At 72.7% G+C, this 19,329-nt stretch carries 17 protein-coding genes; 7 read left to right on the top strand and 10 right to left on the bottom strand.

Annotated features, from left to right (window positions below; all coding sequences use genetic code 11):
- Nucleotides 1-2: 2 nt before the first annotated feature.
- On the top strand, nt 3-761 hold the full coding sequence (locus ACWCYO_RS33445) for a metallophosphoesterase (protein WP_449786314.1): 759 nt from the start codon (nt 3-5) through the stop codon (nt 759-761).
- On the opposite strand, the gene ACWCYO_RS33440 is transcribed toward ACWCYO_RS33445, so the two are convergent.
- Complete coding sequence (locus ACWCYO_RS33440) at nt 758-1,165, bottom strand: hypothetical protein (RefSeq protein WP_270141834.1); 408 nt, start codon at nt 1,163-1,165, stop codon at nt 758-760. The genes ACWCYO_RS33445 and ACWCYO_RS33440 overlap by 4 nt on opposite strands.
- Nucleotides 1,166-1,323: 158 nt before the next feature.
- Nucleotides 1,324-2,019: a FadR/GntR family transcriptional regulator gene (locus ACWCYO_RS33435; protein ID WP_270141832.1), complete on the bottom strand. Its 696-nt coding sequence runs from the start codon at nt 2,017-2,019 to the stop codon at nt 1,324-1,326.
- A 233-nt stretch (nt 2,020-2,252) separates the two neighbouring features.
- Between ACWCYO_RS33435 and ACWCYO_RS33430 the strand changes: the two genes are divergently transcribed.
- Nucleotides 2,253-2,807, top strand: coding sequence for a gluconokinase (locus tag ACWCYO_RS33430; protein ID WP_270141830.1), 555 nt, complete (start codon nt 2,253-2,255; stop codon nt 2,805-2,807).
- Nucleotides 2,808-2,880: 73 nt separating this feature from the next.
- Nucleotides 2,881-4,278, top strand: coding sequence for a GntP family permease (locus ACWCYO_RS33425; RefSeq protein WP_270141828.1), 1,398 nt, complete (start codon nt 2,881-2,883; stop codon nt 4,276-4,278).
- A 72-nt stretch (nt 4,279-4,350) separates the two neighbouring features.
- Here ACWCYO_RS33425 and ACWCYO_RS33420 read toward each other — a convergent pair whose 3' ends face one another.
- On the bottom strand, nt 4,351-4,974 hold the full coding sequence (locus ACWCYO_RS33420) for a TetR/AcrR family transcriptional regulator (protein ID WP_270141826.1): 624 nt from the start codon (nt 4,972-4,974) through the stop codon (nt 4,351-4,353).
- Nucleotides 4,975-5,049: 75 nt separating this feature from the next.
- Between ACWCYO_RS33420 and ACWCYO_RS33415 the strand changes: the two genes are divergently transcribed.
- Nucleotides 5,050-6,270 (top strand): metal-dependent hydrolase family protein, encoded by a 1,221-nt coding sequence (locus tag ACWCYO_RS33415; RefSeq protein WP_270141824.1) that lies wholly within the window; start codon nt 5,050-5,052, stop codon nt 6,268-6,270.
- A gap of 122 nt (nt 6,271-6,392) precedes the next feature.
- On the opposite strand, the gene ACWCYO_RS33410 is transcribed toward ACWCYO_RS33415, so the two are convergent.
- The 5 genes from ACWCYO_RS33410 to mmuM form a co-directional block, all read right to left on the bottom strand.
- Complete coding sequence (locus ACWCYO_RS33410) at nt 6,393-7,988, bottom strand: glycerol-3-phosphate dehydrogenase/oxidase (RefSeq protein WP_270141822.1); 1,596 nt, start codon at nt 7,986-7,988, stop codon at nt 6,393-6,395.
- Nucleotides 7,989-8,161: 173 nt separating this feature from the next.
- Nucleotides 8,162-9,682, bottom strand: coding sequence for a glycerol kinase GlpK (gene glpK / locus ACWCYO_RS33405; protein WP_270141820.1), 1,521 nt, complete (start codon nt 9,680-9,682; stop codon nt 8,162-8,164).
- 113 nt (nt 9,683-9,795) lie between these two features.
- Nucleotides 9,796-10,503 carry an MIP/aquaporin family protein gene (locus ACWCYO_RS33400; RefSeq protein ID WP_270141819.1) on the bottom strand — a complete coding sequence of 236 codons (708 nt, stop codon included), beginning with the start codon at nt 10,501-10,503 and terminating at the stop codon, nt 9,796-9,798.
- 300 nt (nt 10,504-10,803) lie between these two features.
- The gene (locus tag ACWCYO_RS33395) at nt 10,804-11,568 is read right to left on the bottom strand and encodes an IclR family transcriptional regulator (protein ID WP_270141817.1); all 765 of its coding nucleotides are present in this window, start codon (nt 11,566-11,568) and stop codon (nt 10,804-10,806) included.
- Nucleotides 11,569-11,728: 160 nt separating this feature from the next.
- Nucleotides 11,729-12,673, bottom strand: coding sequence for a homocysteine S-methyltransferase (gene mmuM, locus ACWCYO_RS33390; protein ID WP_449786313.1), 945 nt, complete (start codon nt 12,671-12,673; stop codon nt 11,729-11,731).
- 163 nt (nt 12,674-12,836) lie between these two features.
- On the opposite strand from mmuM, the gene ACWCYO_RS33385 reads away from it, so the two are divergent.
- The 3 genes from ACWCYO_RS33385 to ACWCYO_RS33375 are packed head-to-tail and all read left to right on the top strand — an operon-like array spanning nt 12,837 to nt 16,518.
- Nucleotides 12,837-13,799 carry an NUDIX hydrolase gene (locus ACWCYO_RS33385; RefSeq protein ID WP_449786312.1) on the top strand — a complete coding sequence of 321 codons (963 nt, stop codon included), beginning with the start codon at nt 12,837-12,839 and terminating at the stop codon, nt 13,797-13,799.
- A 22-nt stretch (nt 13,800-13,821) separates the two neighbouring features.
- On the top strand, nt 13,822-14,370 hold the full coding sequence (locus ACWCYO_RS33380; RefSeq protein WP_270141812.1) for an NUDIX domain-containing protein: 549 nt from the start codon (nt 13,822-13,824) through the stop codon (nt 14,368-14,370).
- Between the two features lie 45 nt (nt 14,371-14,415).
- Nucleotides 14,416-16,518 carry an acetoacetate--CoA ligase gene (locus ACWCYO_RS33375; RefSeq protein WP_449786311.1) on the top strand — a complete coding sequence of 701 codons (2,103 nt, stop codon included), beginning with the start codon at nt 14,416-14,418 and terminating at the stop codon, nt 16,516-16,518.
- A gap of 76 nt (nt 16,519-16,594) precedes the next feature.
- Here ACWCYO_RS33375 and ptsP read toward each other — a convergent pair whose 3' ends face one another.
- Both ptsP and ACWCYO_RS33365 read right to left on the bottom strand, forming a co-directional pair.
- Nucleotides 16,595-18,265 (bottom strand): phosphoenolpyruvate--protein phosphotransferase, encoded by a 1,671-nt coding sequence (ptsP, locus tag ACWCYO_RS33370; RefSeq protein WP_270141808.1) that lies wholly within the window; start codon nt 18,263-18,265, stop codon nt 16,595-16,597.
- A gap of 102 nt (nt 18,266-18,367) precedes the next feature.
- The gene (locus tag ACWCYO_RS33365) at nt 18,368-18,817 is read right to left on the bottom strand and encodes a PTS sugar transporter subunit IIA (protein ID WP_270141806.1); all 450 of its coding nucleotides are present in this window, start codon (nt 18,815-18,817) and stop codon (nt 18,368-18,370) included.
- Nucleotides 18,818-19,329: the final 512 nt, after the last annotated feature.

The following is a 19,329-nucleotide window of genomic DNA, read 5'->3' as shown; positions in this document are numbered from 1 at the left end:
TCATGCTGACGATCGCGCACCTCAGTGACATCCACCTCGGTCAGGTCCACCACCGGGACGCGGGCAAGCGCGCCCGGCGGCGGGCCCGGCAGGTGATGGCGTACCTCGACGCCCTGCCCGGCCCGCTGGACGCGGTGCTGGTCACCGGCGACCTCGCCGACCACGGCCTGCCCGAGGAGTACCGGCAGGTCGCCAAGGTGCTGACCTCGCGGCACCCGGTCCTCACCTGCCCCGGCAACCACGACCGCCGGGCGCCGTACCGTCAGGTGCTGCTCGGCGAGGAGCCCACGACGGGCCCGGTCAACCGGCTGCACCAACTGCCCGGCGCCGACGTGCTGATGCTCGACTCCTCGATACCCGGGCAGCACGACGGCCTGCTGGACGACCGGACCCTGGACTGGCTGGACAGCCAACTCGCCTCGGGCCGCCAGGAGTTGCCCGCCCTGGTGGCCTTCCACCACCCGCCCGTCGAGCTGCACGTCCCGTACGTCGACGGGATCCGCCAGTTCGGCGAGGCACGGCTGGGACAGGTGCTGCGCCGCCACCCCCGGGTGGCCGCGCTGCTCTGCGGCCACTCCCACACCCCCGCCGCGACCACCTTCGCCGGCCTGCCGCTGCTGGTCGCGCCCGGGGTGGTCTCCACCACCACGCTGCCCTGCGAGGGCGGGAAGGGCGTCTCCTTCGACCACCCGCCGATGCTCGCCTTCCACGTCCTGGACGACACCGGCCGGCTCACCACCCACTACCGGGTGGTTCCCTAGCGCCCCGGCGGCCGGCCGGCCGGCGCGTACGGCGGCCGGCCGGGCTGCCCTGGCTGCCCCGGCTGGTACGGACGGTGCGGTGCACCGCCGGGCCGGGGGAGCGGCCGGGCGGCCAGCGGCTCGGGGGCGGTCCGGCCGCCCGCCATCGGGTGAGCGGAGTCGGACCCGCGCATCCGCTGGGCGGCGACCTGGCGGGAGATCAGGATCTCCAGCAGGCACCACATCGTGCCGAACACCCCGAGCCCCATCGCCATCAGCGCGGGCGTCATCAGCCAACTGCCCGCGTACGAGGCCAGGGTCGCGACCACCACGCCCACCAGCGTGAAGGCCAGGCAGAGCACCGCCCGGACCGTGGCGGAGCGCACTTCGTCGGGCAGGCGGCGACGGCGGCGTGGCACGGACATCGGGCGACCCCCAGGCGCGGATCCGGTGGTGGACACGGAACGGGCGCACGCGAAACGCGCCCCCTCGGCTCACTCTGCCCCGCCGAACCAGGACTATGCGTCCGAATCCACCGAACTGCCGTCAAACCGTGGTCATCCGGGCAGGCGGCGGCCGGAGCTCAGTCCAACTGGAGGTTGAGCTCCTCCAGGGCGCCCGTGACGATCGTCCGCATCGCCTGTTCCGCGTGGACGGCGTCGCCCCCGCAGATCGCGTCGGCGACCTCCCGGTGCAGCCTGATCGCGTACGGTTCCGGCTGATGGGGCATCAGATGGTACTCGGTGCGGCCGGTGAGCACCGCCCCCACGGTGTCCCCGAGGTGGGCGAACATCTCGTTCCCGGAGGCGCGCAGCACCAGGGCGTGGAAGGCGATGTCGTGCCCGAGGAAGGTGGTGAGGTCGGCCTCCCGCGCGGCGACCGTCAACTCCACGGCCAGTGAGCTGAGTTCACGCCGGTCGTCGTCGGTGGCGTGGGTCGCGGCGAGCGCGGCCGCGGCCGGTTCGACGGCCACCCGCAGCGAGCCGAGCGAGCGCAGCTGGGCGGGCCGGTCCGCGCCGGCCAGGCGCCAGCGGATCACCATGGGGTCGAAGACGTCCCAGAGCGACTTCGGCTGGACGGTGATCCCGACCCGCCGCCGGGACGCCACCATGCGCATCCCCTCCAGGACGCGCACCGCCTCCCGGACGACCGTCCGGGACACCCCGAACCGCTGCTCCAGCTCCTCCCCGCGCAGTACCGCGCCCTCGGGGATCTCCCCCGACGCGATCGCCGGCCCGAGCTCGTCAAGCACCCGACCGGGCAGCCCCTGGATCTCCATCCGCCCAGCGTAGACGCCGCCCGCCCGAACCCCCACGTCACCCTCCGTCCCACCCCGCCCCGGTGATCCGCCGTGCCCCGGCCCCATCGGCGCCCCTCCCCGCTCCACGTCCCCACCCCGCCTCCACCCACCTCCCCGCGGGGAAGTAAAAGTATGACGATTTGGTTTCCGCCACTTGAATACGTCATATCTTTGAAGCGATAGTGGCGGCCTGCAACGAAGGAGCACCACCCATGGCTCTCAACGTCGAGAACCGCGCCCTCCCGGACGCCCCCCTCACCGTCGTGGTGATGGGCGTCTCCGGTGTCGGCAAGACCACCCTGGCCCGCCTCCTGGCCGACCGCCTCGATCTCCCCTTCGCCGAGGCGGACGAGTTCCATCCGCCGGCCAACATCGCCAAGATGTCCGCCGGCATCCCGCTGGACGACCAGGACCGTGAACCCTGGCTGCGCGCCATCGGCGCCTGGCTCAAGGCGCGCACCGAGGCCGGCACCGGCGGCGTGGTCACCTGCTCGGCGCTGAAGCACGGCTACCGCGACATCCTGCGCACGGACGCCCCGGATGCCTTCTTCCTGCACCTCAGCGGTGGCCACGAGCTGGTCGAGGACCGGCTCTCCCACCGCACCGGCCACTTCATGCCGACGTCGTTGCTCGATTCCCAGTACGCCGCCTTGGAGCCCCTCGGTGCGGACGAGAACGGCGCCGTGCTGGATGTGGGTCCGTCCCCCGAAGAACTCGTCGAGATGGCCGTGGCGCTGCTGCGGCCCGTCAATGGAGACCTCACGTGAGCGAGCGAAGCGAGCGAGCCATCAGAAGGCGCGGATGGGCGAATGCCCCTGCCGAGCGAAGCGAGGCCGGCGCATGAGCATTGCCCCCACCCTCCTGCTGGCGGCCGCCCCACCGGCCCTCCCGCACACCAGCAGCAACACGCAGCTGCTGATCGCGGTGCTGCTCAGCATCGGTACGATCATCCTGCTGATCACCAAGCTGAAGCTGCACCCCTTCCTCGCCCTCACGCTGGGCTCCGGACTGCTGGCCGTCGTCGCGGGCGCACCCTTCGACAAGCTGCTGAACAGCTTCTCCACGGGCTTCGGCTCCACCGTGGCCGGCGTCGGCCTGCTGATCGGCCTGGGCGCGATGCTCGGCAAGCTGCTGGCGGACTCCGGCGGCGCCAACATCATCGCGGACACCGTGCTGTCCCGGACCGGCAGCAGGGCGCTGCCCTGGGCGATGGCGCTGATCGCCGCCCTGCTCGGCCTGCCGCTGTTCTTCGAGGTCGGCGTCGTCCTGCTGATCCCGATCGTGCTGCTGGTCGCCCGGCGCGGCAACGTGCCGCTGATGCGGGTGGGCATCCCGGCCCTGGCCGGCCTGTCGGTGCTGCACGGCCTGGTCCCCCCGCACCCGGGCCCGCTGGTCGCGATCGACGCGCTGAAGGCCGACCTCGGCATCACCCTGGCGCTGGGCCTGCTGGTCGCCGTCCCGACCCTGATCATCGCCGGTCCGCTATTCGCCCGGGTGGCCGAGCGCTGGGTGGGCCCGCTGGAGATACCGACCGCGATCGCCTCCGAGGAGCCGGTCAAGCGCGAGCGCACCCCGTCCTTCGGCGCGGTCCTGGCGACGATCCTGCTGCCGGTCGTGCTGATGCTCGGCAAGGCCCTGGCGGACGTCGTGATCGACGACCCGAAGGCGATGGTCCAGCGGGTGCTCGACCTCATCGGCTCCCCGCTGATCGCCCTGCTCGCCGCGACCCTGCTCGGCATGCTGACCCTCGGCAGGGCGGCCGGCTTCGACCGGGCGCGGATCTCCGACACCGTCGGCAAGGCGCTCGGCCCGATCGCCGGCATCGTGTTCATCGTCGGCGCGGGCGGCGGCTTCAAGCAGACCCTGATCGACGTGGGCGTCGGCGACATGGTCAGTCACTGGTCCAGCCGGTGGCACATCTCGGCGCTGCTGCTGGGCTGGCTGATCGCGGTGCTGATCCGCCTGGCCACCGGCTCGGCGACGGTCGCCACCATCACCGCGGCCGGCATCGTCTCCCCGCTCGCGGCGAACATGTCCTCGACCCACTCGGCGCTGCTGGTGCTCGCGGTCGGCGCCGGTTCGCTGTTCCTCTCGCACGTCAACGACGCCGGCTTCTGGCTGGTGAAGGAGTACTTCGGGATGAGCGTCGGGCAGACCCTGAAGTCCTGGTCGGTGATGGAGACGATCATCTCGGTCGTCGCGATAGCCCTGATCCTGCCGCTGAGCGTGCTCATCTAGCGCGCCCGGCACCGCACCACCGCCGAGGGGCGGCGCCCGTACCGCACGGGTCGCCGCCCCTCGGCGTTCGCGTCAACGCCCCAGCAGGCCCGACAGCACCGCCTCGGTCGCCGCCATCAGCTCCTCGGCCACCGCGCCGCCCGCCGCCGTACGGGCCAGCAGCCCCTCGCGCGCCGCCAGGATGACGGCCGCCGCCTGACGGGCGTTCGCCCCGGGGGGCACCAGCTCGGGCAGCGCCCGCTCCAGGAGGTCCGCCGCCGCCCGCGCCAGCGTCCGGTCGTGCACGGCGACCTGCTCGGCCAGCGCCTCGGACCGGGCCGCGACCAGCCGGAACTCCAGGAACAGCAGGATCCACCCGGTTTCGGCGGGCTCGACCCGCAGCAGCGCCTCGACCAGCAGCCGGGCCCGCTCCCGCGGCGCCAGCGCCTCGCAGGCGGCGGCGAGCTGCTCCAGCTCGGCCATCCGTTCGGCGGCCCGGTCGTCGAAGAGCGCCAGCAGCAGGTCCTCCTTGCTGCCGAAGTTCGAGTAGAAGGCCCCGCGGGTGTACCCGGCGGCGCCGCAGACGTCCTCGATGCTCGTGCGCGCGAAGCCGACGGTGAGGAACAGCTCGCTCGCCGCGGCGAGCAGCCGGGCCCGGGTGTGGACGCGGCGGCGCGGCGGCCGGGGCGCGGCGGGATCGGTGGGCGATGGGTTCACAGCAGAACGATACATGGTGTATTCAGTACGGGTCGTATTCAATACGGCACGTACTGAACTGGAGGGGACCACCGCGTGAACCGTCTGCTGATCACCAACGCCCACCTGCTCCACCCCGAGGACGGCGCCCGCACCGACCTCGGCTGGCTGGAGGCCGCCGACGGCCGGATCGCCGCCACCGGCACCGGCCGCCCGCCCGCCGCGCCCGACGGGGTCCGGGTGGTCGACGCGCGGGGCGGCACGGTCCTGCCCGGCCTGATCGACGCCCACGTCCACCTGCTGGTCACCACCCTCGACCTCACCGCGGTGGCGAACTGGACCCCCGGCTACCTCACGGTCCGAGCCCTCGCCGAGGCCGAGCGGATGCTGCGCCGCGGTTTCACCACCGTCCGCGACGTGGGCGGCGCCGACCACGGCATGGCCCGGGCCCTGGACGAGGGCTTCGCGCTCGGTCCGCGGCTGATTTTCGGCGGCAAGGCGCTCTCCCAGACCGGCGGCCATGGCGACCTTCGCCCGCTCGGGGACGACTCGGTGCCCTGCTGCGAGTCCCGCCCCAACTTCGGCCGGATCGCCGACGGCGTGGACGCCGTCCGCGCCGCCGCCCGGGACGAGTTCCGCAAGGGCGCCGCCCATCTCAAGGTCCTGCTCTCCGGCGGCGTCGCCTCGCCGCACGACGAGATCGCCGCCGTCCAGTACAGCGAGGAGGAGATCCGGGCGGCCGTCGAGGAGGCGGAGAACCACAACCGCTACGTCACCGTGCACGCCTACCACCCGCGGGCGATCGACCGCGCCCTGCGGGCGGGGGTGCGCTGCGTCGAGCACGGCAACCTGCTCGACGACGCCAACATCGCGCTGCTGCTGGAGCGCGACGCCTTCCTCGTGCCCACTCTGGTCGCTTATGTGCAGACGGCCAGGCTCGGCGCCGGCTCCGGCCTGCCGCCGGCCTCGCTCGGCAAGTTGGCCGAGGTTCGCGACCAGGGCCTGGCCGCCCTGGAACGCGCCCACCGCGCGGGCGTCAACCTGGTGTACGGCAGCGACCTGCTCGGCCCGCTGCACCCGGCGCAGCTGGAGGAGTTCACGATCCGCGCCGAGGTCCAGCCGCCCGCCGACATCCTCCGCTCGGCGACCACCACGGCGGCCCGGCTGCTCGGCATGGCGGGGGAGATCGGCACCCTGGCCCCGGGTGCCCACGCCGACCTCCTCATCGTCGACGGCGACCCGCTGGCGGATCTCACCGTGCTGACCCGCCCGGATAAGCACCTCAGGCACGTGGTCAAGGCCGGCGCCGTCATGTAGCGAAACGGCGGGCGGGCGCCCGGGGAATCCCCGAACGCCCACCCGCCGTACAGCAGTTACTTACTTGTTCCCACGCTTCGCGAGGCTGTGCTTACTTGTTCCCACGCTTCGCGAGGCCGTGCTTACTTGTTCCCACGCTTCGCGAGGAAGGCCTCGACCTCGCCCCGGATCTCCGGAGTGTCCAGCCCGCGCACCGTCATGGTGGTGCGGCGCCGCAGCACGTCGTCCGCGGTGTACGCCCACTCGTTGTCGGCCGCGTAGGCGACCTGCGCCCAGACGTCCGGACCGTCCTCGTGGATCGGCCGGCCGAGCTCCGGGTTCTCGTCGATCATGCGGGCGATCTCGAAGGAGAGGGTGCCGTAGTGGCTGGCCAGGTGCTTGGCCACCAGCGGCTCCATCCGCGAGCCCGGCTCGCGGTCGATCAGCAGGCGGTGCGCCACCGCGTTCGGCGCGCCGACGCCGGGGAGCGGGACGGTCGGGGCGATCGGGGACATGTCCTCGCCGAGGCTGGTGCCGGGCACGTGGGCCAGCTTCTCCAGCACGGTGCGGCCGATGTGCCGGTAGGTGGTCCACTTGCCGCCGGAGACCGACAGCATGCCGCCGCGGCCCTCGGTGACGACGGTCTCGCGCTTCGCGGCGGCGGTGTCGCCGGGGCCGCCGGGCAGCACGCGCAGACCGGCGAAGGAGTAGGTGATCAGGTCGCGGTCGAGGTGCTCGTCGCGGATCGCGTGCGCGGCCTCGCCCATGATCTGGTCGATGTCGGCGTCGGTGGCCCGGACGTCCTTCGGGTCGCCGGTGTACTCCTCGTCGGTGGTCCCGAGCAGGACGTGGTCCTCCCACGGGATGGCGAAGGAGACGCGGTACTTGTCGATCGGGATGGTCAGCGCGGCGCGCCACGGCGAGCGGCGCTTGACCACGACGTGGGCGCCCTTGGAGAGGCGGATCGACGGCGCGGCGCCGGCGTCCTCCATCTTGCGCAGGTGGTCCACCCACGGGCCGGTGGCGTTGAGCACCAGGCGGGCGTTGACGCCGAACTCGCTGCCGTCCAGGCGGTCGCGCAGCTCCGCGCCGGTGACCCGGCCGCCGGTGAAGCGCAGGCCGGTGACCTCGGCGTGGTTGAGCACCACGGCGCCGGCGTCGACGGCCGCGCGCACGGTCATCACCGCGACGCGCGAGTCGTTCATCTGGTGGTCGCCGTAGACGGCCACCGAGCGCAGGCCCTCGGTGCGCAGCGCGGGCACCTGCTGGGCGGCGTGGGCGGCGGTGGAGACCCGGCCCATGCCGTCGCGGAAGGCGGACAGCGCCGAGTACAGGAACACGCCGGCGCCGAGCTTGGCCGCGCCGTGCGGGCCGCCCTTGTAGACCGGCACGAAGAAGGTCAGCGGGTTGACCAGGTGCGGGGCCACGTCGGTGGAGAGCGCGCGGCGCTCCTTGTGGTTCTCCGCGACCAGCTTGACCGCGCCGGTCTGCAGGTAGCGCAGACCGCCGTGGACCAGCTTGGACGAGGCGCTGGAGGTGGCACCGGCGAAGTCGCCGGCGTCGACCATGGCGACCTTCAGGCCGGCCTGGGACGCGGTCCAGGCGACGGCCGTGCCGAGGATGCCGCCCCCGATCACCAGCAGGTCGTAGGTGGCCTTGCCGAGCAGTTCACGGGTCTCGGCGCGGGAGGCGGTGCGGCCGGCGGTGCGCTCGGCACCCAGGGTCGGGATGGTTGCCATGGTGGTTGTGTACGGCCCGCGGCGCGGGCGGGCCGTTACTCCTCTCGTGTGCGGTGCGGCCCCTGCGGGAGGGGCCGGTCGGCCCGGTGCGGCGGGCCGGTGAAGCGCGGTGACGCCCGTTGCCGGAACAGCGGGCGGCCGGCCGGGGCACCGAGCCCCGACCGGCTTGTCGGTCAGTTGTTCTCTTCCTCCTCCACCCAGCCCATGGTGCGCTCCACGGCCTTGAGCCACTTCTTGTACTCACGCTCCCGGGTGGCCTCGTCCATGCGCGGGGTCCACTCGGCGGCGCGGTGCCAGTTGGCCCGCAGGGTGTCGAGGTCGTTCCAGAAGCCGACGGCGAGTCCGGCCGCGTAGGCCGCGCCGAGGGCGGTGGTCTCGGCCACGTACGGGCGCTCGACCGGGGCGTCCAGGACGTCGGCGATGTTCTGCATGAGCAGGTTGTTGCTGGTCATGCCGCCGTCGACCTTGAGGGCGGTGAGCTCGACCCCGGAGTCCTTCTGCATGGCGTCGACGACCTCGCGGGTCTGCCAGGCGGTGGCCTCCAGGACGGCCCGGGCCAGGTGGCCCTTGGTGACGTACCGGGTCAGACCGGCGATCACACCGCGGGCGTCGGAGCGCCAGTACGGAGCGAACAGGCCGGAGAAGGCCGGGACGAAGTAGGCACCGCCGTTGTCCTCGACGGTGTTGGCGAGGGTCTCGATCTCGGCGGCGGTGGAGATGATGCCGAGCTGGTCGCGCAGCCACTGGACGAGCGAGCCGGTGACGGCGATCGAGCCCTCCAGCGCGTACACCGGGGCCTGGTCGCCGATCCGGTAGCCGACCGTGGTCAGCAGGCCGTGGTACGAGTTGACGATCTTCTCGCCGGTGTTCAGCAGCAGGAAGGTGCCGGTGCCGTAGGTGGACTTGGCCTCGCCCTCGTCGAAGCAGGTCTGGCCGAACAGCGCGGCCTGCTGGTCGCCGAGCGCGGAGGCGACCGGGACGCCGGCCAGGTCGCCGACGGCCTCGCCGTACACCTCGGCGGAGGAGCGGATCTCCGGCAGGACGGCCATCGGCACGCCCATCGACTCGGCGATGCTCTCGTCCCAGGCCAGCGTCTTCAGGTTCATCAGCATGGTGCGGCTGGCGTTGGTCACGTCGGTGACGTGCTTGCCGCCGTTGACACCACCGGTGAGGTTCCAGATCACCCAGGTGTCCATGGTGCCGAACAGGATGTCGCCGGCCTCGGCGCGCTCGCGCAGGCCCTCGACGTTGTCCAGCAGCCAGCGGATCTTCGGGCCGGCGAAGTAGCTGGCCAGCGGGAGGCCGGTCTCGCGGCGGAAGCGGTCCTGGCCGACGTTGCGGCCCAGCTCGCGGCAGAGCGCCTCGGTGCGGGTGTCCTGCCACACCAGCGCGTTGTGCACCGGCTCACCGGTGTTCTTGTCCCACAGGACGGTGGTCTCGCGCTGGTTGGTGATGCCGATCGCGCGGATGTCGTCCTTGGTCAGGCCGGCCTTCTCCAGCGCACCGCGGACGACCGACTGCACCCGGGTCCAGATCTCGGCGGCGTCGTGCTCGACGTAGCCGGGCTGGGGGAAGATCTGCCGGTGCTCCTGCTGGTCGACGGCGACGATCCGGCCGTCGGCGCCGAAGACGATGCAGCGGCTGGAGGTGGTGCCCTGGTCGATCGCGGCGATGTAGTTGCCAGTGGAGGTCATGGAGGGTCCTCGGCTCGGTTTCGGGGGGTTACGGGGCGGGTGGGCCTGACACGGACGTTCGGTGGACGCCCGTCCGTGTCAGTCCCCGTGCTCGGCGGGTTCCAACCCGGCCTTTAGTAGAGGGCGTTGTACACGCCGCCGGCCGCGAGGCCGCCCAGGATCGGGCCGACGACCGGGACCCAGGCGTAGGACCAGTCGGAGCCGCCCTTGTTCGGGATCGGCAGCAGCGAGTGCACGATGCGCGGGCCCAGGTCACGGGCCGGGTTGATGGCGTAGCCGGTCGGGCCGCCGAGCGAGAGGCCGATGCTGACCACGACGATCGAGACGACCGCGGTGCCGCCGGCGCCGAGCGCCGGGCTGAGGGTGAGGATCGCCATGCAGAGCACGAAGGTGCCGATGACCTCGGTGACCACGTTCTGGATCGGGTTCCGGATCTCGGGCCCGGTCGAGAAGATGCCGAGGGTGGGCTCCTTGTTGGCCTGGAACTGGCCGAGGTAGGTGAGCCAGACCAGCACGGCGCCGATCATCGCGCCGAGCATCTGGGAGCCGATGTAGAGCGGCACCTGGCTCCAGTCGCCGCTCTTGACCGCGAGCGCGATGGTGACGGCCGGGTTGAGGTGGGCGCCGGACTTGGCGCCGGTCATGTAGGCCGCGACGAGGACCGCGAAGCCCCAGCCGAAGGTGATCGCCAGCCAGCCGGCGTTGACGGCCTTCGACTTCTTGAGGGTCACGGCGGCGCAGACGCCACCGCCGAGGAGTATCAGGGCGGCGGTGCCGAGGGTTTCGCCGACGAAGACGTCGCCGTTGGAGAACGCGGACACAAAGACTCCCTTGTCATGGCCCGGAGGTGCGGGTGGGGGCGGGTGGCCGGTCGATCCCGGTGCGGGTGAGCGCGCTGTGGGAGTGATCTTCTCGGCCATCGTTCGACAATGTCGACCGTCATGCGGAAGCTTCCTCCCCAGGTCGGCCCCACGTCAAGGCAGGGTTACGCAGCTGTGACCCTTCCCTCGGTGGTGTCCCCGAAGTTACCCAGCGGAGTGCCCCGAATCCGGACAAAACGCCAAGGCGCGGACAGGCTCACCGCCCGTCCGCGCCTCAGCGTGACGAATTGACCTTCGTGCTCAGAACCGCCCGGCGCCCAGGTCGCGGGAGATCGCCCGCGCCGCGCTGCGCACCGAGGCCACCAGCGAGGGCTTCACGAAGCCGTCCTCGCAGACCCGTTCCACCGGCCCGTTGATGCACACCGCGCCCACCGGGTTGCGCCGACGGTCCTGGATCAGCGCGGCGATCGAGGCCACGCCCTCCCAGGTCTCCTCCACCGAGTCCGCCCAGCCGCGCTCGCGGATCAGCGCGCACTCGGCGTCCAGGTCGGCCGCCCCGGTCAACGTCCGCAGGGTGTACGACTCGTACGGCCCGTCGCCCAACTCCCCGCGCGCGACCGGGTCGTAGGCCACCAGCACCTTGCCGATCGCGGTGCTGTGCAGCGGCTGCATCGAACCGACCTCCAGCACCTGCCGGGTGTCGTCGGGTCGGAAGACGTGGTGCACGATCAGCACGCCCTGCTGGTGCAGCACCCCCAGGTAGACGGTCTCGCCGGCCGCCCGGGCCAGGTCGTCCGCCCACACCAGCGCCCGCGCCCGCAGCTCGTGCACGTCCAGGTAGCTCTGCCCGAGCCGCAGCAGTTCGGCGCCCAGCTGGTACTTGCCACTCTCCGGGTCCTGCTCGACGAACCCCTCCTGCTGCAGCGTGCGCAGGATGCCGTGCGCGGTGCCCTTGGCGAGGTTCAGGGCGGTCGCGACCTCGGACAGGCCCAGGCGGCGCTCACCGCCGGCCAGCAGGCGCATGATCGCGGCGGCCCGGGAGAGCGACTGGATCGGGCCGGGCATGGGATACCTCCGCGCTGACAGGCGGTCGACATTGTCGACCACAGTGGTGACGGGACGAGTCTGCCAGGCCGCCGTCCGTCCGTGCACCTTCCCCCTCGGTAACCCGTGCTCGGCCGGGTGTTAACCTTCCGCGCCCCTCGGCCCGTGCCCAGGACGGGCGCTACCCCTCCATACAGCTGAGCGCCCCGCGCCGCACGGTCACCTCGGCCGCCAGCGCGGCGATCCCGTCCGGACCGACCCGGCAGCAGCCACCGACCAGCCGCGCGCCGTCCGCCAGCCAGCCGCCCACCCGGGCCGAGCGGAAGGTCGGCTCCCCGCGCCAGTCCCGGCGCTCCGGGTCCCACCGCTCCCCGCTGTTCGGGTACACCACCACCGGCTTCCCGGTCACCTCGGCGGCCACCGCCACCGCCAGGTCCGCGTCCCTCGGCGTGCAGCAGTTGACGCCCACCGCGAGCACCTCGTCCACCTCCGCCGCCAGCGCGAACGCCTCCGCCAGCGGCTGCCCGGCCCTGGTCCGGCCGTCCGCCACGCTGTACGACAGCCAGGCCGGCACCCCCAGCCCGCGCACCAGCTCCAGCAGCGCCCGGGCCTCGTCCGCGTCCGGCACCGTCTCCAGCGCCAGCACGTCCGGCCGGGCCGCCGCCAGCACCTCCAGCCGCGGCCGGTGGAAGGCCACCAACTCCGCGTGGCTCAGCCCGTACCGGCCCCGGTACTCCGAACCGTCCGCCAGCACCGCCCCGTACGGACCCACCGAGGCCGCTACCCAGCGCCGCCGCCCGCCCGGTTCGGCCCGCACCGCCTCCCGGGCCAGCTCCACACTGCTCGCCAGTAGCCGGGCCGCCGCCGCGTGCCCCACCCCGCGCCGGGCGAAGCCCTCGAAGCTCGCCTGGTAGCTCGCCGTGATCGCGACCTCGGCGCCGGCCGCGAAGTACGCCCGGTGCGCCGCGACCACCGCCTCCGGGTCGTCCGCGAGCAGCCGCGCCGACCACAGCCGGTCCGACAGGTCGTGCCCGGCCGCCGCCAGCTGGTTGGACATCCCGCCGTCCAGCACGAGCGGACCGGCCGCCAGCGCCGCGGCGAAGTCCGGTGGGGGAGCAGTGGGCATCTCGGCCTCCTCGGCGCGATCGTTCCTGGTCACAGCCTAGAAGCCGGACGCCACCGGGGACCCGGAAAACCGTTTGCCGCCGGGGAACGAAGTCGTTACGTTGTGCTCATCCCGAGAACGACAGCGACAGGTGCCCCCGGCAGGGCGCGGAGAGGAGCCGGCGATGGCAGCGGACGAACCGTCCCCCCAGCCCGCCGCCGGACCCACGGACGAGCAGGAGTGGCTCGCCGCGTACGACCCGCGCGCCTACGCCCCGATCGCCGTCACCGTCGACGTGGTCGCCCTCACGCTGCGGCACGGCCGGCTGCACGTGCTGCTGGTCGAACGCGGCGCCCCGCCCCACCAGGGCCGCTGGGCGCTACCCGGCGGCTTCCTGCGGGCGGGGGAGGAGGACCTGGACGAGGCCGCCGCCCGCGAACTCGCCGAGGAGACGGGCCTGCAGGGCGCCTCCGAGACCGAGACCGCGTTCCACCGCCTGCACCTCGAACAGCTCGGTACCTACGGCGCCCCTGAGCGGGACCCGCGGATGCACGTCGTCTCCGTCGCCTACCTCGCCTTCGCCCCGGACCTGCCCGACCCGCAGGCCGGGACGGACGCCGCGGCCGCCGCCTGGCACCCGGTCGCCGACCTCGATCTGGCCCCGCGGTCCTGCGACCGCGCCCCAGCCGCCGGTGCGCCCGTCGACACCCACGGGGGTGGCGTCGACGGGCACACCGGCCCCGCCGCGGTCGCACCGCGGCCGATCCCGCTGGCCTTCGACCACGCCCGCATCCTCGCCGACGGTCTGGACCGGGTGCGCGCCAAACTGGAGTACAGCCCGCTCGCCACCGCCTTCCTGCCCCACGACTTCACCATCCCCGACCTGCGCGCCGTCTACGAAGCCGTCTGGGACGAAAAGCTCCACCCCGGCAACTTCCACCGCAAGGTCCTCTCCGTCCCCGGCTTCGTCGAGAGCACCGGCTGCACCACCGAGCGCGGCGGCGCCCGCGGTGGCCCCCGCGCCCGCACCTACCACGCCGGCGACGCCCGCCTGCTCCACCCCGCCCTGCTCCGCCCCGCCCGCGAGGAGCCCGCCGAAACCGAGCCCGCACAGGCCGAGCCCGCCGCCACCGACCAGGCCCACTGAGCGAGAGGGCTACGATCCGGCCATGACCACCGACGAAGCGACGCAGACCGCCCACCGGCCCTTCTCCCACTGCCACTTCTGCGGCACGCCGTACCCGCCCGGCACCGACGCCTGGCCCCGCACCTGCCCCGGCTGCGCCGAGATCAGCTACCGCAACCCGCTGCCCGTCGCGGTCACCGTCCTCCCCGTCACCCGGCCCGACGCCGACCCGGCCCTGGTCGTCATCCGCCGCACCATCGAACCCGGCTACGGCGAACTCGCCTTCCCCGGCGGCTACATGGACTACGGCGAGAGCTGGCAGCAGGCCTGCGTGCGCGAACTCGGCGAGGAGACCGGCATCCTGGCCGACGCCGCCGACGTCCGCCTGATCCACATGGCCTCCGACCCCAACGGCCGCTTCGTCATGCTCTGCGGACTCCTCCCCGCCCGCCCGCTCGCCGAGCTCCCGCCCTCACGCCCCACCGACGAGACCGAGGGCTGGCTGCTCGCCACCGCCGAAACCCCACTCGTCTGGGACTTCCACAACGGCATCCTGCGCCGCTGGTTCGACGGCGAGTTCACCCCCCGCTGAGCCGCAGGTCACGTCCCGGCCAACCCTGGCGCAGCGGGCGCTCACATGGCATGGTCTGCACCGACAGCCCAACCGGACGGGTTGGCCACGAGCTCACCCGTCCCCACCACCGGCCGGGAGACCACCACCGTGAGCACCCCAACCCAGGACCAGCCGCTCTGGCGCCCCAACCCCGCTCGCGCCGCCGCCACCAGCCTGGTGGCCTTCCAGGCCTGGGCCGCCGAACACCACGGCGCCCCGGCCGCCCCGCTGGCCCCGGCCGCCGACGACCAGCAGGCCGCCCAGCGCTACGCCGACCTGCACGCCTGGTCCACCGCCGACCTCGACCGCTTCTGGACCGCGGTCACCCAATGGTTCGACGTCCGCTTCACCGAGGTCCCCGAGGCCGTCCTCGCCGACCCGGCCATGCCCGGCGCCCGCTGGTTCCCCGGCGCCCGCCTCAACTACGCCGAGCACGCCCTGCGCGCCGCCGAGGACCCTGCCAGCGCCGACCGCCCGGCGATCCTCCACCTCGACGAGACCACCGAGCAGCCGGCCGTCCTCACCTGGTCCGAACTCCGCCGCCAGGTCGGCTCGCTGGCCGCCGCCCTGCGCGCCCGCGGCATCGGCCCCGGCGACCGGGTCGGCGCCTACCTGCCCAACGTCCCGCAGGCCGCCGTCGCCCTCCTCGCCACCGCCGCCGTCGGCGCGATCTGGACCAGCTGCGCCCCCGACTTCGGCGCCCGCAGCGTCCTCGACCGCCTCCAGCAGATCGAACCCGCCGTCCTCTTCGCCATCGACGGCTACCACTACGGCGGCAAGGACCACGACCGCACCGAGGTCGTCGCCGAGCTGCGCCGCGAACTCCCCAGCCTGCACACCGTCGTGCACGTCCCGCTGCTCGGCGCCCCCGCCCCCGACGGCGCCCTCCAGTGGGACGACCTCGTCGCCGACGACGTGGCACCGGTCTTCGAGCCCGTCCCCTTCGACCACCCGCTCTGGGTCCTCTACTCCTCCGGCACCACCGGCCTGCCCAAGGCCATCGTCCAGAGCCAGGGCGGCATCCTGCTCGAACACCTCAAGCAGGCGGGCCTCCACCTCGACCTCGGCCCCCAGGACCGCTTCCTCTGGTACACCTCCACCGGCTGGATGATGTGGAACTTCCTGCTGGCCGGCCTCCTCGTCGGAGCCACGATCGTCACCTACGACGGCAGCCCCGGCCACCCGGACACCGGCGCCCTGTGGTCCGTCGCCGCCCGCACCCGCGCCACCGTCCTCGGCACCTCCGCGGCCTACGTCATCGCCAGCCGCAAGGCCGAGCTGCACCCCGGCCGTGACCTCGACCTCTCCGCCGTCCGCTGCATCGGCACCACCGGCTCCCCGCTCCCGCCCGACGGCTTCCGCTGGATCTACGAGGAGGTCAAGCAGGACGTCTGGCTCGCCTCGGTCAGCGGCGGCACCGACGTCTGCTCCTGCTTCGTCGGCGGCGTCCCCACCCTGCCGGTGTACCTCGGCGAGATCCAGGCCCCCTGCCTCGGCGCCGCCGTCGAGTCCTGGGACGTCCAGGGGCACCCGCACACCGACACCGTCGGCGAACTCGTCGTCACCAAGCCCATCCCGTCCATGCCCACCGGCTTCTGGAACGACCCCGAGGGCACCCGGTACCACGACAGCTACTTCGACACCTACCCCGGCATCTGGCGCCACGGCGACTGGATCACCGTCACCTCCCGCGGCACCGTCGTCATCCACGGCCGCTCCGACTCCACCCTCAACCGCCAGGGCGTCCGGATGGGCTCCGCGGACATCTACGAGGTGGTCGAGCGCCTCCCCGAGATCGCCGAATCCCTGGTCATCGGCCTGGAGGAACCCGACGGCGGCTACTGGATGCCGCTGTTCGTCGTCCTCGCCCCCGGCGCGGAACTCGACCAGGACGTCATCGGCCGGATCCGCACCTCACTGCGCACCGAACTCTCCCCGCGCCACGTCCCGGACGAGGTGATCGCCGTCCGAGGCCTGCCGCACACCCTCACCGGCAAGCGCATCGAGGTCCCGGTCAAGCGCATCCTCTCCGGCACCCCGCTGGAGCAGGCCGTCAACCCCGGCTCCGTCGACAACCTCGACCACCTGCGCTTCTTCGAGCAGCTCCGGGTCGACCGCCAGGCCTGACCGGCCCCGAGGAACGCCGAAGGGGCGCCCCCACCGCAACTCGGGTGGGGGCGCCCCTTCCGCTACGTACTACGTCCTATTCGCCGGAGAGCACCTGCTGCGCCGCGACCCGCGCCTCCTCGGCGCTGTCCGCGGCCCGGGCCGCCTCGGCCGCCCGACGGCACTGCGCCAGCGTGTACTTGGCGAGCATGGTCCGCACGTACGGGATCGAGGCGGAGCCCATGGAGAGGCTGGTGACGCCCAGACCGGTCAGCACCACGGCCAGCAGCGGGTCCGAGGCCGCCTCGCCGCAGACACCACAGCTCTTGCCGGTCGCCTGCGCCGCCTCGGCGGCCGAGGCGATCAGGTCCAGCAGCGCCGGCTGCCACGGGTCCTGCAGCCGGGCCAGCGCACCGACCTGACGGTCCGCCGCGAAGGTGTACTGCGCCAGGTCGTTGGTCCCCAGCGACAGGAACTCGACCTCCTGCAGGATCGCCCGGGCCCGCAGCGCGGCCGACGGAATCTCCACCATGGCACCGAACTTGGCGTCCAGCCCGGCCTTGCGGCAGGCGGCCGCGAAGTCCCCGGCGTCCTTGCGGTCGGCCACCATCGGGGCCATCACCTCGAGGTGCACCGGCAGGCCCGCAGCCGCCGCCGCCAGCGCCCGCAGCTGGGTGGCCAGCACCTCCGGGTGCTCGAGCAGGGTGCGCAGACCGCGCACGCCCAGCGCCGGGTTCGGCTCGTCGGCGGGGGTGAGGAAGTCCAGCGGCTTGTCCGCGCCCGCGTCCAGCACCCGGACCACGACCCGGCCCTCCGGGAAGGCCTCCAGCACCTTGCGGTACGCCTCGACCTGCTTCTCCTCGCTGGGAGCCTGTGCCGAGTCGTCCAGGAACAGGAACTCGGTGCGGAACAGGCCGACGCCCTCCGCACCGTTCTCCAGCGCGGCCGGCACGTCCGCCGGGCCGCCGACGTTGGCCAGCAGCGGCACCCGGTGCCCGTCCGAGGTCTGCCCCGGACCGGAGGAGGCGGCCAGCGCGGCCTTGCGCTCGGCGGCGATCGCCCGCAGCTCCTCCTGCTTCTCCTGCGACGGGTCCAGCAGGACGTCGCCCGAGCTGCCGTCCACGGCGACGACGGTGCCCTCGGCGACCTCCGTCGCCCCCGCCAGCGCCACCACGGCCGGCACGCCCATGGCCCGCGCCAGGATGGCGCTGTGGCTGGTCGGCCCGCCCTCCTCGGTCACGAAGCCGAGCACCAGCGTCGGGTCCAGCAGCGCGGTGTCGGCCGGCGCGAGGTCCCGCGCGAACAGCACGTACGGCTCGTCGCTGTCCGGCACACCCGGCATCGGCACGCCCAGCAGCCGGGCCACGATGCGGTTGCGCACGTCGTCCAGGTCGGCGACCCGACCGGCCAGGTACTCCCCGGCGGAGGCCAGCAGCGCACGGTAGGCGGCGAAGGCGTCGTACACACCGCGCTCGGCACTGCTGCCGACGGCGATCCGGCGGGACACGTCGGCCATCAGCTCCGGGTCCTGCGCCATCAGTGCCTGGGCCTCGAGCACCGCCTGCGCCTCGCCGCCCGCCAGGTTGCCGCGTGCGATCAGGTCCGCGGCGACCGCCTCGACGGCCGCCTGGGCGCGCGCCTGCTCACGCGGGGCGTCCTCGGTCGGGACCTGGGTGGTCGGGGGCTCCAGGACCGCCGTGCCCATGTGCCGCACCTGGCCGATCGCGACCCCGTGGCTGACACCCACGCCGCGCAGTGTCTTCTCCATTACCTGTATCTCCGCTGAGAGGAGCGGCCCCGCCGGGAACCGCTGAGTGCCGGGTCGCCCCGTCAACTCCTGCGGGGCGGCTGTGTGTCGGTGACTGAGAGGTCAGCTCCAGCTGAACAGCTTGTCGCCCGCCTGGGCCGCGCCGTCCTCGCGGACGTCGACCAGCGAGTCGAGAGCAGCCTCGAGCGCCACGATCGGCGAGATCGGCGACTTGCCCGCAGCCTCGACGGCGGCCGGGTCCCACCGGATCACGGCCTGACCGCGGGTCACGGTGTCGCCCTTCTTGACGAGCAGCTCGAAGCCCTCGCCATTGAGCTGAACCGTGTCGATCCCCAGGTGGGTCAGCACACCGTGCCCGTCCGCGTCCACCACGACGAAGGCGTGCGGGTGCATGGAGACCACGACGCCGTCCAACGGCGCGACCGCCTCGGTGGGCTGACGGACCGGGTCGATCGCGGTGCCCGGACCGACCATCGCACCAGAGAACACCGGGTCCGGCACGCCGGCGAGCCCGACGACCTTGCCGGTCAGCGGCGACGTCACAGTGGTCATGGTTGTGCCTCCCAAGTGCGCAATACAGCGAGCGGCCGCGAGGTGCGGCACACGATCAACTGAAGCCTAAATCATGTCAAGTTCGGACATCTGCTGATGTTCCCGGGTGAAGACCCACGCCCCCGCCCGCCTTCCGACCGGCGTCGCACCGACTCGCGACTGGTCTAGTCCTCCCAGTCGATGCGCCGCACTCTACAGGCATCTTGGCGAATCGGGACCATTGCTGTATATGCTCGCGAGAGCAACAAATCGTGCCGCCACCCGGGTGACCCGCTGGCAAGCCCGATTCGCGCTCTGGCTGCCGACCCGCTATGGTTGGTCGAGTCGCCGCAACTCGGCGGTTAACACCAGATTTCGGATGCGAAAAGCCCCGGTAAACGGAGCGGAAAACATCTGATAAGCTGGAAACACGAAAGGACGAAGCGCCCGGAGGGCCCGCTGGAAGGCGGTCCGAAGGAAGCGTCCGTTCCTTGAGAACTCAACAGCGTGCCAAAAGTCAACGCCAGATATGT

It is taken from the genome of Kitasatospora sp. NPDC001683, assembly GCF_053596495.1.
This window is presented reverse-complemented; position numbering and strand designations above follow the sequence as displayed.

Coding starts and splice junctions, on each gene's coding strand:
- ACWCYO_RS33430 (WP_270141830.1), top strand. CDS start 2,253: ATGGCTCTCAACGTCGAGAACCGCGCCCTCCCGGACGCCCCCCTCACC.
- ACWCYO_RS33365 (WP_270141806.1), bottom strand. CDS start 18,817: ATGACCACTGTGACGTCGCCGCTGACCGGCAAGGTCGTCGGGCTCGCC.
- ACWCYO_RS33380 (WP_270141812.1), top strand. CDS start 13,822: ATGACCACCGACGAAGCGACGCAGACCGCCCACCGGCCCTTCTCCCAC.
- mmuM (WP_449786313.1), bottom strand. CDS start 12,673: ATGCCCACTGCTCCCCCACCGGACTTCGCCGCGGCGCTGGCGGCCGGT.
- ACWCYO_RS33440 (WP_270141834.1), bottom strand. CDS start 1,165: ATGTCCGTGCCACGCCGCCGTCGCCGCCTGCCCGACGAAGTGCGCTCC.
- ACWCYO_RS33395 (WP_270141817.1), bottom strand. CDS start 11,568: ATGCCCGGCCCGATCCAGTCGCTCTCCCGGGCCGCCGCGATCATGCGC.
- ptsP (WP_270141808.1), bottom strand. CDS start 18,265: ATGGAGAAGACACTGCGCGGCGTGGGTGTCAGCCACGGGGTCGCGATC.
- ACWCYO_RS33425 (WP_270141828.1), top strand. CDS start 2,881: ATGAGCATTGCCCCCACCCTCCTGCTGGCGGCCGCCCCACCGGCCCTC.
- ACWCYO_RS33445 (WP_449786314.1), top strand. CDS start 3: ATGCTGACGATCGCGCACCTCAGTGACATCCACCTCGGTCAGGTCCAC.
- glpK (WP_270141820.1), bottom strand. CDS start 9,682: ATGACCTCCACTGGCAACTACATCGCCGCGATCGACCAGGGCACCACC.
- ACWCYO_RS33385 (WP_449786312.1), top strand. CDS start 12,837: ATGGCAGCGGACGAACCGTCCCCCCAGCCCGCCGCCGGACCCACGGAC.
- ACWCYO_RS33435 (WP_270141832.1), bottom strand. CDS start 2,019: ATGGAGATCCAGGGGCTGCCCGGTCGGGTGCTTGACGAGCTCGGGCCG.
- ACWCYO_RS33410 (WP_270141822.1), bottom strand. CDS start 7,988: ATGGCAACCATCCCGACCCTGGGTGCCGAGCGCACCGCCGGCCGCACC.
- ACWCYO_RS33375 (WP_449786311.1), top strand. CDS start 14,416: ATGGCATGGTCTGCACCGACAGCCCAACCGGACGGGTTGGCCACGAGC.